This window comes from Nocardioides sp. P4_G4, from assembly GCF_056401085.1.
Genome location: NZ_JBFUKA010000101.1, coordinates 1 through 13570, shown reverse-complemented (window position 1 = coordinate 13570; position 13570 = coordinate 1). Strand labels below are relative to the sequence as shown.

Below are 13570 nucleotides of genomic sequence, written 5' to 3'. Positions count from 1 at the left end.
GTCTTCATGAGCGCGGTGGTGCCGTTGGACAGGCGCAGCCGGGTGGCCGTGGAGATGTCGCCACCGGCCACCGGCGCCGTAGCCACCACAGCAGCGCCGAGGAGCTCCTCGGCGCGGCGGGCGACCAGGGGCTGACGGGTCATCGGGTGGGGACGTCCGTCCGGTCCCGGCGCTGCAGCGCGTCCACGATCGCGGCACTCGTGCGTTCCACCATGGCCAGCACCTCCCCGAATCCGTCGTCACCACCGTAGTACGGGTCCGGTACCTCCCCGCCTCGGCCGACGGGGTCGAAGTCGCGGAACAGGCCGACCCGCTCGTGCCGGCCGACGTCGTCCAGGTTGGCGAGGTCCATCACCAGGACCGCGTCGTGGGTCGCCAGCCAGCCGTCGTCGTACTGGCGGGCGCGGTGGGCTGACGGGTCGTAGCCCTCACCGATCAGCGCGGTCGCGGCCCGCGGGTCCATCGGCCGCCCGACGTGCCAGCCACCGGTGCCGGCGCTGCTGACCTCGACCTTCGCGGCCAGGCCGGCTCGGTCGAGGTGGTCGGCCAGCACCACGTGGGCCATCGGGGAGCGGCAGATGTTGCCGAGGCACACGAGGGCGATCCGGTAGGGCCCGTCGGTGTGCTGGGCGGGCAGGCGGTCCATCACCCGTCGTTCACCACCGCGTCGATGGCCCACGTCGAGAGGGTGATGACCACCGAGCCCAGGACCGCGGCCCAGAAGCCGTCGACGGTGAAGCCGAGGTCGAACGCGTCGGCGAGGCGGGCGGTGAGCAGCAGCATCAGGGCGTTGATGACGAGCAGCAGCAGGCCCAGGGTGAGCAGGATGAAGGGGAGGGAGAGCAGCGTGATCACCGGCTTGATGAAGGTGGTCACCAGGCCGAGGATCAGCGCGACGCCCAGCAGCGGCAGCACCTTGTCCTGCCAGTCGGCGCCCTCGAAGGAGATGCCGTCGAGGAGCCACGCCGCTACGGCGACCCCTCCCGCGGTGGTCAGCAGCCAGATCACGAACCTCATGCCGCCAGCGTAGGGGCGGGGGTGGAGCAGGTCCCGGGTCGCTCAGGCCGACGTCGGCGCCCAGTTGCCGTGGAACCCTGCCGGCACCCGGCCCGGCAGGTGCACGGCTGCGACGTCCTCGAGCGACGCCGCGTCGAGGACGCGGAGGTGCGACCGGCCCTCGGCAGCGTCGAAGACGTAGCCCAGGAGCACCCCGTCGCCCTCCGTCGAGCTCCCGGGGGTCGGGACGAAGCAGAACTCGCTGGCCTCGAGGCCGGCACCGAGGCGTCGTACGTCGGTGCGCCCGGCGTCGAGGTCGTGGCGCAGCACGGTGTCGCCCGTGCGCCCTCCCTCGAAGCCGACGGCCCAGCCGAACCGGTGGCGCCGTCCGGTCAGTCGCTCGTCGTGGCGCGGGAACTCCTGCGACCGCTGGTCGAAGCCCTCCTCGCGGGCCCGGCCGGTGGCCAGGTCGAGGGTGAAGCGCGAGAGCACGGCCGCGCCCTCGTCCGGACCGTCGAGGACGGTGGCGAACATCCGCGGGTGCTTGACCACGTCGACGACGACGGTGTCCCCGTCGTCGTACGCGTTGAGGGTGTGGAAGACGAAGCACGGGTCGATGTCGAACCAGCGGATCGCGTCGCCGTCGGCGTCCCGGGCCAGGACGCCGATGCGGGCGGGGTAGCCGGGGTCCCAGCGGTAGGGCAGCTGCGGAGAGCTGCCGCCGCCCCCGGAGCCGCGGGCGACCCGGGCGATCATCGGCTCGGGCACCGGGTTGCGACCGACGACCCGTCCGAGCACGCCCCGCACGAGCGGGCGCAGCACCCGGGGAACGTCCGAGGTGGCCGCGGCGAGGTCGAAGGTGACAGGCAGGTCGAGCACCACCACGTGGCGCTCGGTGAGGGCGAAGTCGTGCATCATCGGGCTGCCGTGGACCGTGATGTCCACGCTCCGCCGGATCCGTCCGGTCGTGTCGAGCACCGAGTAGTCGACACGGTTGCCGCGCATCCAGCTGTAGGAGATCGCGTGCAGCTCGCCGGTGTCCGGGTCCTCGTGCGGGTGCGCGGTGTAGCCGGGCCGGCCGGGGATGCTCGGCAGGGTCCCGCCGAAGTCGCAGGGCCCTACGGTGTCGAGCTCGTGGGTCAGCTCGTACGGCGGGGAGCCGCCCTCGACGAGCGCGAGCGTCCGGCCGGCGTGCTCCAGGACGTTGGTGTTGGCCGCGAAGTCCGACCCGGCGGGGGTGCCCCTGACCGGCTCGCCCAGCGTGGTGGCGACGTCGGCGGAGCGGACCCAGCGGTTGCGGTACCACTGGGCCCGGCCGTCGCGCAGGTGGACGCCGTGCACCATCCCCTCGCCGAGGAACCAGTGGAAGTGCGGCCCCTGCTCGTGGGTCGGGTTGGGGCCGATGCGCAGGTAGCGACCGTCGAGGTGCTCGGGCAGCGTCCCGGTCACGTCGAGGTCGACGGCCGTGAGCTCCTCGGTCACGGGCGCGAAGTTGTCCCGGAGGTAGCGGCTGGTGGTCGGCGGGGTGTGGGTCAGGGTCATGACGGTCTCGGCTCGGGAAGAGGGACGGATAACACTGTTATCGATTGACCATAACGTCGTTATGACACGATGTCGAGGGTGAGCACCGATCCCGCCCCGGCCTCCTCCGAGCTGCAGCGGCGGCTGCTCGAGGAGGCCGCGCGGATATTGGACGAGGAGGGCCCCTCGTCGCTGTCGGCGCGCCGGCTCGCGAGTGCCGCGGGGACCTCGACGATGGCGGTCTACACCCACTACGGCTCGATGGCGGGTGTGGTCGACGCCGTGGCCACCGAGGGCTTCCGCCGACTCATCGAGCACGTGGATGCCGTGGGGCGCTCGGACGACACCCTCGACGACCTCCGGCGGATGGCGGGCGCCTACCGCGACAACGCCCTGGAGAACCGACACCTCTTCGGCGTGATGTTCGGCGCGGTCAGCGTCGGCGGCTTCCACGGCCACGGGGCCGACCCCGAGGTGGCGGCGGCCGCGTTCGGCCAGATCGTGTCCGGCACCGCGCGCGCCATGGACGCGGGCGTGCTGCTCGCCGGCGACCCGCGCGCGGTGGCCGCGCAGTTCTGGAGCGCCCTGCACGGCTACGTGATGCTCGAGCTGGCGGGCATGGACCGGGTGGTCGACGACTCGGAGCGCACCGTGCTGTGGCCGATGCTGGCCCACCTGCTGGCCGCCCTCTCGCCCCCGGCTCGCTAGCCTCCTCGCGTGACGATCGGCGGGACGGGCGTGATGCTCCTGGGCTGCCTCGCCGCGCTGGTGGTCTTCGCCGGCCTCGCCCGGCTCCTGCGCGGGCGCCTCGGTCCGGTGACGGCCGTGGCCATCGCCGGGTTCTGCTGGACCGTGGTCTGCATCGGCATCCTCACCCTCATCCCCGCGGAGTGGGGGATCGGCGTGGTGCCGGTCGAGGAGGCGCAGACCACCTGCTCGCTCGACTACGGCGGCCCGGCTCCCGACGGCTTCTGGCTCCTCCCGGGAAGCCAGCGGCTGCTCAACATCGCCGTCTTCGTGCCCGCCGGGGCCCTGTGGGTGCTGGCGGTCGCGCGCTGGCGCACCCGGTGGGTGCTCGCTCCGCTGGGGATCGCCGCGCTGGGGCTCTACTCGCTGTTCATCGAGACGGTCCAGCTCGCCGCGGCCCGCATCGGGCGCGCCTGCGACGTGACCGACATGGTCGACAACGTCGCGGGGGCCGTCCTCGGCGGGCTCCTCGGTGTCCTGCTCGCCCTGGTGCTGCGGCCGTGGCGCTACCGCCGCCCCGCTGTCGTCGGCCGGCGCTAACCTGCTCGCCATGTCCACCCCGTCCAGCCCCACGCCCCCCTCGGCCCGCCGCAACGTCGCGGAGATCCCGACGTACGTGCCCGGCAAGCCGCCCACGCCCCGCGAGGGCCTCACGACGTACAAGCTGTCGTCGAACGAGAACCCCTACCCGCCGCTGCCCGGCGTCGTGGAGGCGGCGACCCGCGCCGCGGAGGCGATGAACCGCTACCCGGACATGGGCAACAGCGCGTTGTACGACGCCCTGTCGGCCCGGCTGGGCGTCCCGACGTCCGACCTCGCCGCGGCGACGGGGAGCGTGGCCCTGATCTACCAGCTCCTCAACGCCTTCTGCGACCCCGGGGACGAGGTCGTCTACGCCTGGCGCTCGTTCGAGGCCTACCCGATCGCGGCCACCGTGGCCGACGCCACCAGCGTCCGGGTGCCGGTGCTCGCCGACGGCCGGCACGACCTCGACGCGATGGCCGCGGCGGTCACCGAGCGCACCAAGGTGGTCATCGTCTGCACGCCCAACAACCCCACCGGGCCGGCGGTGTCGCAGTCCGACCTCGACGCGTTCCTGGCCAAGGTCCCCTCGCACGTGGTCGTCGTGGTCGACGAGGCCTACCTCGAGTTCGTGCGGATGGACGACGCGGTCGACGGCGTCGCGACGTACCGCGCCCACGCCAACGTGATCGTGACCCGCACGTTCTCCAAGGCCTACGGCCTGGCCGGGTTCCGGGTCGGCTACGCGATCGCGCAGGCGCCGCTCGCGGGTGCGCTGCGGGCGGTGTCGCTGCCCTTCGGCGTCTCGTCGGTGGCCCAGGCTGCGGCGATCGCCTCGCTGGAGGCCGAGCCCGAGCTGCTGGAGCGGGTCGACGCGCTGGTGACCGAGCGGGTCCGCGTGGTGGCCGGGATCCGCGACGCCGGGTGGGAGGTCCCGGACGCGCAGGGCAACTTCGTGTGGTTCGGCCTCGGCGAGCGGACCGGCGACTTCGCGGCCGCGGCCGACGAGCTCGGCATCGTGGTGCGGCCCTTCGCCGGCGAGGGCGCGCGGGTGACGATCGGGGAGACCGAGGCCAACGACCGGCTGCTCGAGCTCGCGCGGACCTTCCCGCGCTGAGGGTTCCGGCGGCCTCGTTCCTGTGGACTGTGTCGGCGAGTCTGGCGCTGAGTGACGGTTGCAACCGTCACACAGCGCGGGAGTCCCCGCTCAGGCGGGGACTTTGACGGAGGGGTTCCGCGGCTCCCGGTCCATCGCCCGGAACGACGGCACCCGCGTCGGCGCCATGGTGGTGACGAAGTACGCCGCCCCGGCCAGCAGCAGGGCCGGTGAGAGGCCGAGGGTGGCCACGGCAATCCCGCCCAGGATGCCGCCGAGCGGCATGAGCGACCAGCAGATGGCGGTGTTGAGCGACGAGACCCGGCCCATCAGCGGGGCCGGGATCCGTTCCAGGATCACCGCGCCCAGGATGGGGTTGAGGAAGCCCGCCGCGGCCCCCGCCACGATCGTGACCGCGAAGACCGCCCACACCGGCGACTCCACCGCCATCACGACGAAGCGCGGCGCCCCCGCGATGAGGAACATCACCACATAGGTCCGGTAGCGGGGCAGCGTCTCACCCCAGCGTGCGGCGGCCAGCGCGCCGAGCACCGAGGCCGCGCTGAAGGCCGCGAACATCGCGCCCAGCACCTCGACCCCGGCGCCGGACTCCTTCGCCCAGACCGGGGCGAGCACCGTGACGTAGGCCTGGTCCACCAGGTTGGTCACCGCCACCATCGCGCAGATCGCGACCAGCACCGGCTCCGTCCGCAGGAAGTCCCAGCCCTGCCGGAGCTCGGTGAGGTACGACGTCGCGTCCTCGTCGTCGGTGTCGCCCGACGACTCGGGTCGATCGGGTCGCGGCACCGGACGACCCATCCCGGTGGTCGAGAGCGCGAAGACAGCGAAGGACACCACGAAGGACGCGGCGTCGACGTACAACGCCTCGGCGGCGCCCACCCCGGCGACCAGGAGGCCGGCCAGGGCGGCGCCGGCCATCGACGAGGTGCGCTCGACGGCACCCGCGAGGCCGGTGACCCGCTCCAGGGAGACGCCGGCGACCCGTGCGATCTCGGGAGTCATGGCCGCCTTGCCCGCGTCACCGGGCCCGCGCAGGGCGCCCGCCAGGGCGACGAGCACCAGGAGCACGGGGAAGGACAGCATCCCGAGGTGGTGCAGCAGCGGGACGGCACCCACGACGAGCGCCGATCCCAGGTCGCAGGCCAGCGTCACCCGGCGGGGCCCGACCCGGTCCAGCAGGGGCCCGCCGAGGGCCTTGAAGAGGACGAGCGGGGTGATCTCGGCCGCCGCCACCAGCCCGGTCTGGGTGGCCGACCCGGTCGTCGACAGCACGAACCACGGGATCGCGATCATCGAGACCCGGGTGCCGACGTAGGAGATGCCTTCGGCGGTGAGGCCGCCGACCAGGGGTGCGCGGCGGGTCACGACCGTGGTCGCAGTGCTCATGACTCGGGTCCGAGGGCGCCCGGGCGCGGGAAGGCGTTGAGGTTGACGGCGAAGGGGGCGGCGTCGGGGTCGTCGGAGTCCTGCGCGTCCTCGATGACCGCCACGAGGGCTTGGACGAGGGCGTCCGCCCGGGCGGGGCTGAGGCGGATCTCCCAGTCGCTGAGGGTACCGATCGAGCGCCACTCCTGGGGCAGGAACTGCCGCTCCGCGACCGCGGCGCGCAACCGGTCGCCGTACAGGAGGGCGACGGTCGCCAGATAGGCCTCGACGTCCTCGTCGCTCGCGCCCTCGCCCTGGAAGTCGGTGCGGGTGGCGTCGTGCGCGGCCCGCCACCACCTGTCGCGACCGGTGCCGCGCTCGGGGTCGTCCTCGATGAAGCCGTGCTGGGCGAGCTGGCGCAGGTGGTAGGACGTGGCGCCGGTGTTGAGACCCAGGCGCTGGGCCAGCGACGTGGCGGTGGCCGGGCCCTCGGTGCGCAGCAGGCCCAGCATCCGGAGCCGGACAGGGTGGCTCAGGGCGCGGAGGCCGGCGATGTCGGGGGAGATCGAGGAGGGCATGGCGTCAGCGTAGGACTGCAAAGAGTCCTTTGCAAGCACTTCTTTGCAGTCGGTGTTCGTGCGGCGGGACGACGGAGGTGCCGGGTCTGGGCTCCGTGACAGGATGGTTGAGACGGCAACGATCGATCGGGAGACGCGGCATGGGCGACACGACGTACACCTCGAAGGGCAAGCCCTTCGAGCGCGACATGGACTACATCAGCGACCGGATCCTCGCGGGTGGACGGTCGGCCGACCCGCAGGACCGGGGACCGCAGGACGTCCAGGTCTGGCCGGTGGAGCCGGGTCGCTACCGGCTCGTCGCCGCGAAGGCGTGCCCCTGGGCCAACCGCGCCATCATCGTGCGCAACCTGCTCGGTCTCGAGGACGTGATCTCGTGGGGAGCGCCCGGGCCGACCCACGACCAGCGCAGCTGGACCTTCGACCTCGACCCCGACGGCCGCGACCCGGTGCTCGGCATGACGCACCTGCAGGAGGCCTACCTCAACCGGGTGCCCGACTACCCGAAGGGCATCACGGTCCCCGCGATGGTCGACATCGAGTCGCGCGCCGTGGTCACCAACGACTTCCCGCAGATCACCCACGACCTGTTCTTCGAGTGGCGCGAGCACCACCGTCCCGACGGCCCCGACCTCTGGCCGGCCGACGTCCGCGACGAGATGGAGACCGTGATGAAGCGGGTCTTCACCGAGGTCAACAACGGCGTGTACCGCTGCGGGTTCGCCGGCTCGCAGGAGGCGTACGACGAGGGCTACGACCGCCTCTGGGTCGCGATGGACTGGCTCGAGGAACGGCTGACGGACCGTCGCTACCTGATGGGCGATGCGATCACCGAGGCTGACGTACGGCTGTTCACGACGCTGGCCCGCTTCGACGCGGTCTACCACGGCCACTTCAAGTGCAACCGGGTCAAGCTCACCGAGATGCCGGCCCTGTGGGGCTACGCCCGCGACCTCTTCCAGACCCCGGGCTTCGGCGAGACGATCGACTTCGACCAGATCAAGAAGCACTACTACGTCGTGCACACCGACGTGAACCCCACCCGCATCGTGCCCCAGGGGCCCGACCCGGACGTCTGGCTGGAGCCGCACGGACGGGGCTGACCTTCATGTGAGCGGGCACTTCCGGGCCAGTTTCGGGCCGATGCGGGAGCGGTGAGTCAGCCACATTCCTGGACGAGCAATTGTGGCGCCGTGACCGCCGGTCGGCGTGTCGGGGTGGACACGCCGCGCGGGAGGTCGACCAGCCACATTCCGCAGCGAGGGAATGTGGCTCACTCACCGCTCCGGGATGACGCGGTCGTGAGACGCGCGGAACTGCCCGGTCGGCTCAGGGGGTCGGTGTGGGGGTCGGCGTCCCGGTCGGTGTGGGTGTCGGTGTGGGCGTCCCGGTCGGCGGCTCGGTCGGCGTCGGCGTCTCGGTCGGAGCCGGGGTGGGCGTGGGGGTCTCGGTGACCGGGGGCGGAGGCACCGGCCCCTGGACGAACGCCGCGATCGACGGACCGTCCTTCGTCCACCTCAGCCGGACGGCGTACAGGGCGCGCTTGCCGACGTCCTCGTAGTCCTGGTGGCCCTGGTACGACTGGTAGCAGGGCAGGTTGGTGCCCTTGCAGACCCAGCCGTGGAAGAACATCCGGTTGGCCGCGGTGTCGGTCTCGGTGACGTAGTCGGCACCACCGGGCCCGCACACGCCGGTGTTGCGGCGGTTGAGCAGCGCGTGGCCGCGGGTGCCCTGCCAGCCCTGACTGCGGAACGCCGAGCGGCGCCAGATCGTGCGGTAGCGGCAGTCGCCGTAGTCGCCGCGGGAGGTGATCAGGTAGTGCCAGTCGCCGTGCCGGACCATCACCGGGTTCTCCAGCACCCCACTGTCGCGGATCAGCTCGCGGCTGTGCCCGAAGGTCGCGGTGCCGGCCGGGTTGAGCCGGATCATCCGGATAGTCGACGGGGTGCCCTGCGTGCGGTACATCAGGAACCGGCGACCGTCCGGGGCGATGTACGACGAGGGGTCGATGACCCCGCGTCGCGGCAGGCCGACGCGGCCCGGGACGGTGTCGAAGGCCGGGGTGGTGGTCGCGTAGTCCGGGCAGACGAGCGGCTTGTTGCCCAGCACGGTGAACGTGGACGTCAGGTCCGGCGCGGTGGCCACGCCGATGCAGCGGTCCTGGTCGTGGGGGAGCCCGGACGAGGGCATCGTGAAGTAGGCGACGTAGCCGGACGGGGCCTGCTCGATCTCCGGGCCCCACACGCCGGCGAACTTGGCCCAGGTCGGGCGACCGTTGAGCACGTCGCCGCCGCGTCCCCAGTTGCCCCAGTCGTAGTCCGAGCGCGCCGCGCGGCCGCGGAAGCCGGTGGCGGCGCCGTACCAGTGCTCGCCGTCGCGGACCACGCTCGGGTCGCCGAAGTCGCGGTCCCAGATGAGCGGTCGCGGGGCCACCGCGGCACGTACGGCCTTCCCCGGGTGCGACGCGTCCGGACGGTCCGCCGACGCGGTCGGCGACCCCGGTACGGCGAGCAGCGCCGGCACCACGAGCAGGGCGGCGAGCGCGCCGGTCCAGCGGGTCAGGTGTCGTGACATGTGGAAGGTCCCCCTCATGGCCGGAGATGCGGCCGGAGATGCAGCCAGAACCTTGATACCCCGGGAGCCCCAGGGCCGCGCAACTCCCGCGCGGGTCAGCGCCAGGTCGCCACCGTCGGGATGCCGCCCGGCCACGCCAGGTCGGCGGCGTACATCGGGCGGCGCGAGCCCAGCCGGGGCCGCTTCTTGACCAGGTCCACGCCCGACGGGCAGGGCCGGCGCTCGCACGTCCACGCATGCAGGAACAGCCGCAGCCGCGACCCCCGGGGCACGCCGCTCACGTCGGCGCCCCCCGGACCGCACAGGCCGGTGGTCCCCCGGTCGAGCAGCACACCCTCCTCGGCGGCGGTCCAGTCGAGCAGCGAGGCCGACCGGCGCCAGACCGTCCGGTAGGAGCAGCGCCCGAAGTCGCCCTGCGACAGCAGCATCACGTAGCCCTCGGGACGTCGTACGACGACCGGGTTCTCCAGGACGCCGTCGTGGCGGAAGAGCTCGACCGACGGGGCCGCGACCCGGATGCCGGACCGGCTCAGCGGCACGACCCGGATCGAGGAGGGGATGCGGTCGGTCTTGTAGAGCAGGTAGGGCCGCCCGTCCTCGACGTACAGGGACGGGTCGATCACCCCGGCCCGCGGCAGCGACCGGTCCGGCTGCGGCACGTCGTCGCCGGCCGAGGGAGCCATGGCGTACGACGGGCAGACCAGCGGCCGGCCGCCCACCGGCACGAACCCTCCGAGCGCCGTGCGCGAGCGGGCGACCCCGATGCAGCGGCCGTACTCGCCGATCCCCCGCACCGGGGCGGCGAAGTAGAGCAGCCACCAGCCGTCGACCCGGGCCACGTCGGAGGCCCAGACGTCGCCGTCGGCGTGCGCCCAGGACGGGAGCCGCACCAGCCCGCGCCCGGCGGCCCGCCACGCGCCGCGGGGCCGGTCCGAGACGGCCCGTGGGACGAGGCTCCCGGTGGAGAAGCCGACGTACCCCGATCCGAGGACCGCGACCGCCGGGTCGGCGAAGTCGCCGGTCAGTACCGGCTGCGGCCGGCCCGGACCGGCCGCAGCGGCGGGGGAGACCGCGATCCCGGCGGGCAGCGGGCCGACGAGGAGGCCGAGGAGGACGACCAGGGGGACGACCCGCGAGATGGTCAGGGAGGGCAGCACCGGGAGATCCAAGCACGCCCTTCCGGCAGGGCCCGATTGGCGCCGGTGCTGGCCTGCTCGATACCGTGCGGGCACCATGTGGTCGGGGTCACACACGCCGGCGACCACACCGAGCCGTCGGCGATCCCGGTGACCCCGAGACGCCGCTAGCCGCACGAAGGAGTGCCATGAGCGACCCCGGAGGATTTGGCCCCGACCTGGTGGAGGTCTTCGGACCCAGCCAGCAGGACGGCGGACCCGAGCTCGTCCAGCTGCTGACCCCGGAGGGTGAGCGCGTCCACCACGCCGAGTTCGACCACGACTTCTCCGCGGAGGAGCTGCGCGGATTCCACCGCGACATGGTCCTCACGCGGCGCATCGACACCGAGGCCACCGCGCTCCAGAGGCACGGCGAGCTCGGCATCTGGGCCCAGCTGCTCGGCCAGGAGGCCGCGCAGATCGGCGCCGGCCGCGCCCTGCGCCCGCAGGACTACGTCTTCCCGACCTACCGCGAGCACGGCGTCGCCTACTGCCGCGGCATCGACCCGCTCGACCTCCTCGGCCTGTTCCGTGGCGTCGACCAGGGCGCGTGGGACCCGAAGGACAACAACTTCGGCCTCTACACGATCGTCATCGGCGCCCAGGTGCTGCACGCCACCGGCTACGCCATGGGCATGCAGCGCGACGGCGTCGTCGGCACCGGCGACCCGGACCGCGACGCGGCCGTGATCGCTCACTTCGGTGACGGTGCGTCCTCGCAGGGCGACGTCAACGAGGGCTTCATCTTCGCGGCGTCCTACAACGCGCCCGTCGTGTTCTTCTGCCAGAACAACCAGTGGGCCATCTCCGAGCCCATCGAGCGCCAGACGCGGATCCCGCTCTACCAGCGCGCGCTCGGCTTCGGCTTCCCCGGCGTCCGCGTCGACGGCAACGACGTCCTCGCGACGTACGCCGTGACGCAGGCGGCGCTGCAGCGCGCCCGTGACGGCCAGGGCCCGACCCTGGTCGAGGCGTACACCTACCGGATGGGTGCGCACACCACCACCGACGACCCGACCCGCTACCGGATGAGCGACGACCTCGAGCACTGGAAGCTCAAGGACCCGATCGCCCGCCTCGAGGTCTACATGCGCCGCAACGGCCTGGTCGACGACCAGTACTTCGCGGACCTCAAGGCCGAGGCCGACGAGCTCGGCCACCACCTCCGTGAGGGGTGCAAGGCGCTGCCGGACCCGCAGCCGATGAGCGTCTTCGACCACGTCTACACCGAGATGACCGACGAGCTCGCCGCCCAGCGCGACGGCTACGCGGCGTACCTCGCGAGCTTTGAGGAGTCGCACTGATGAGCACGACGCAGAAGATCACCCTGGCCAAGGGCCTCAACATGGGCCTGCGCAAGGCCATGGAGGACGACCCCAAGGTCCTCATCATGGGTGAGGACGTCGGCAAGCTCGGCGGCGTCTTCCGGATCACCGACGGCCTGCAGAAGGACTTCGGCGAGGACCGGGTCATCGACTCGCCGCTGGCCGAGTCCGGCATCGTCGGCACCGCGGTCGGCATGGCGCTGCGCGGCTACCGCCCCGTCGTGGAGATCCAGTTCGACGGCTTCGTCTACCCGGCGTACGACCAGATCGTGTGCCAGGTCGCCAAGATGACCTTCCGGTCGCAGGGCAAGTCGAAGATGCCGATGGTCATCCGCATCCCGTTCGGCGGCGGCATCGGTGCGGTCGAGCACCACTCGGAGTCGCCGGAGGCGCAGTTCGCGCACACGCCCGGCCTCAAGGTGGTCGCGTGCTCCAACCCGATCGACGGCTACTGGATGATCCAGCAGGCCATCGCGTGCGACGACCCGGTCATCTTCCTCGAGCCCAAGCGGCAGTACCACGCCGACAAGGCCGAGCTCGACGAGTCGGCGACCCCCGCCCCGCTCTTCACCTCGCGCACCGTGCGTGCCGGCTCGGACGCGACGCTGCTGGCCTACGGCCCGACCGTCAAGACCGCGCTGAAGGCCGCGGAGGCCGCCGCGACCGAGGGCAAGAACGTCGAGGTCATCGACCTGCGCACCCTCTCGCCGCTCGACATGGCGCCGGTCTTCGAGTCCGTACGCCGCACCGGTCGTGCCGTCGTCGTCCACGAGGCGCACGTCAACCTCGGCATGGGCGCCGAGCTCTCGGCCCGCATCACCGAGGAGTGCTTCTACTCCCTGGAGGCGCCGGTGCTGCGCGTCGGCGGCTTCGACACCCCCTACCCGCCGTCGCGGATCGAGGAGGAGTGGCTCCCCGACCTCGACCGGGTCCTGGACGCCGTCGACCGGAGCATGGAGTTCTGATGAGCGAGTTCAAGCTGCCCGACGTGGGCGAGGGCCTCACCGAGGCCGAGATCGTGTCGTGGAAGGTCAAGGCCGGCGACTCCATCGAGATCAACGACATCATCGTCGAGATCGAGACCGCCAAGTCGATCGTCGAGCTGCCGTCGCCGTACGCCGGCACGGTGCTCGCGCTGATGGTCTCCGAGGGCGAGATGGTGGACGTCGGTACGCCGATCATCTCCATCGGCTCGGCCGAGGAGGCCGCCGCGGCCGCGGCGGCGCCGGCCCCCGCGGCCCCGCAGACAGAGTCGGACCCCTACCTCGGGATGGCCCAGAAGGCCGCCGCGGTGGACCTCTCCGACATGGACCTCTCCAACCCGGCCGCCTCCGGCGGCGGCGAGGGCGAGTCGCTGGTCGGTCGCAACAMGGCCGAGCGCGGTCCGCAGCGCCGCGCCCGCAAGGGGTCGGCCACGCCGGCCACCGCGGCCGGTGCCCAGACCCAGCTGCAGCTCCAGGGCGCGTTCGCGCCCGGCGGGGCGCAGACCGACGAGGTCGCCGCCGTCGACGAGCCCACCGTGCCCGCCACCTCCGCGGCGCCGGTCCCGGCCGCCGATCCGGCTCCCGCGCTGGTGCCCGCCTCGGCCCAGACGCCCAGCGCCGACGTTCGCGCGCTGGCCAAGCCGCCGGTGCGCAAGCTGGCCAAGGA

Annotated in this window: 14 protein-coding genes; 7 read left to right on the top strand and 7 right to left on the bottom strand. The window is 72.5% G+C overall.

The annotated features are described in order from the left end of the window. Positions 1-139: 139 nt before the first annotated feature. Genes AC1DQF_RS18910 through AC1DQF_RS18900 form a run of 3 tightly spaced genes read right to left on the bottom strand, consistent with a single transcriptional unit; the run spans position 140 to position 2538 of the window. Positions 140-646: a low molecular weight protein-tyrosine-phosphatase gene (locus AC1DQF_RS18910; RefSeq protein WP_477526775.1), complete on the bottom strand. Its 507-nt coding sequence runs from the start codon at positions 644-646 to the stop codon at positions 140-142. Further along, positions 646-1017, bottom strand: coding sequence for a phage holin family protein (locus AC1DQF_RS18905; protein ID WP_477526774.1), 372 nt, complete (start codon positions 1015-1017; stop codon positions 646-648). The genes AC1DQF_RS18910 and AC1DQF_RS18905 overlap by 1 nt, the downstream gene beginning before the upstream one ends. A 42-nt stretch (positions 1018-1059) precedes the next feature. Further along, on the bottom strand, positions 1060-2538 hold the full coding sequence (locus AC1DQF_RS18900) for a carotenoid oxygenase family protein (protein WP_477526773.1): 1479 nt from the start codon (positions 2536-2538) through the stop codon (positions 1060-1062). A gap of 78 nt (positions 2539-2616) precedes the next feature. Here AC1DQF_RS18900 and AC1DQF_RS18895 point away from each other — a divergent pair, with 78 nt between their 5' ends. From AC1DQF_RS18895 to hisC, 3 genes are read left to right on the top strand one after another with little or no spacing between them, the layout of a single operon-like run. After that, positions 2617-3225 (top strand): TetR/AcrR family transcriptional regulator, encoded by a 609-nt coding sequence (locus AC1DQF_RS18895; protein WP_477526772.1) that lies wholly within the window; start codon positions 2617-2619, stop codon positions 3223-3225. A 9-nt stretch (positions 3226-3234) separates the two neighbouring features. Beyond that, positions 3235-3804 (top strand): VanZ family protein, encoded by a 570-nt coding sequence (locus AC1DQF_RS18890; protein WP_477526771.1) that lies wholly within the window; start codon positions 3235-3237, stop codon positions 3802-3804. Positions 3805-3814: 10 nt separating this feature from the next. Beyond that, complete coding sequence (gene hisC / locus AC1DQF_RS18885) at positions 3815-4903, top strand: histidinol-phosphate transaminase (RefSeq protein WP_477526770.1); 1089 nt, start codon at positions 3815-3817, stop codon at positions 4901-4903. A 90-nt stretch (positions 4904-4993) separates the two neighbouring features. Here hisC and AC1DQF_RS18880 read toward each other — a convergent pair whose 3' ends face one another. Together AC1DQF_RS18880 and AC1DQF_RS18875 are read right to left on the bottom strand one after the other, a co-directional pair. Then, on the bottom strand, positions 4994-6289 hold the full coding sequence (locus tag AC1DQF_RS18880) for an MFS transporter (protein ID WP_477526769.1): 1296 nt from the start codon (positions 6287-6289) through the stop codon (positions 4994-4996). Then, on the bottom strand, positions 6286-6846 hold the full coding sequence (locus tag AC1DQF_RS18875) for an ArsR/SmtB family transcription factor (RefSeq protein WP_477526768.1): 561 nt from the start codon (positions 6844-6846) through the stop codon (positions 6286-6288). Before AC1DQF_RS18875 ends, AC1DQF_RS18880 begins: the two co-directional genes overlap by 4 nt. Positions 6847-6986: 140 nt before the next feature. Between AC1DQF_RS18875 and AC1DQF_RS18870 the strand changes: the two genes are divergently transcribed. Beyond that, positions 6987-7949 carry a glutathione S-transferase C-terminal domain-containing protein gene (locus AC1DQF_RS18870; RefSeq protein ID WP_477526767.1) on the top strand — a complete coding sequence of 321 codons (963 nt, stop codon included), beginning with the start codon at positions 6987-6989 and terminating at the stop codon, positions 7947-7949. A gap of 226 nt (positions 7950-8175) precedes the next feature. Here AC1DQF_RS18870 and AC1DQF_RS18865 read toward each other — a convergent pair whose 3' ends face one another. Continuing rightward, entirely contained in the window at positions 8176-9420 is a 1245-nt protein-coding gene (locus tag AC1DQF_RS18865; protein WP_477526766.1) for a family 43 glycosylhydrolase, read from the bottom strand. A gap of 95 nt (positions 9421-9515) precedes the next feature. After that, positions 9516-10577, bottom strand: a complete 1062-nt coding sequence (locus AC1DQF_RS18860) for a family 43 glycosylhydrolase (protein WP_477526765.1) — start codon at positions 10575-10577, stop codon at positions 9516-9518. A 167-nt stretch (positions 10578-10744) separates the two neighbouring features. Here AC1DQF_RS18860 and pdhA point away from each other — a divergent pair, with 167 nt between their 5' ends. The 3 genes from pdhA to AC1DQF_RS18845 all read left to right on the top strand — a co-directional run. Then, complete coding sequence (gene pdhA / locus AC1DQF_RS18855; protein ID WP_477526764.1) at positions 10745-11899, top strand: pyruvate dehydrogenase (acetyl-transferring) E1 component subunit alpha; 1155 nt, start codon at positions 10745-10747, stop codon at positions 11897-11899. Then, positions 11899-12885: an alpha-ketoacid dehydrogenase subunit beta gene (locus tag AC1DQF_RS18850; RefSeq protein ID WP_477526763.1), complete on the top strand. Its 987-nt coding sequence runs from the start codon at positions 11899-11901 to the stop codon at positions 12883-12885. Before pdhA ends, AC1DQF_RS18850 begins: the two co-directional genes overlap by 1 nt. Then, a partial coding sequence (locus tag AC1DQF_RS18845; protein WP_477526762.1) for a biotin/lipoyl-containing protein occupies positions 12885-13570 on the top strand: 686 nt, incomplete at its 3' end. The genes AC1DQF_RS18850 and AC1DQF_RS18845, both read left to right, overlap by 1 nt.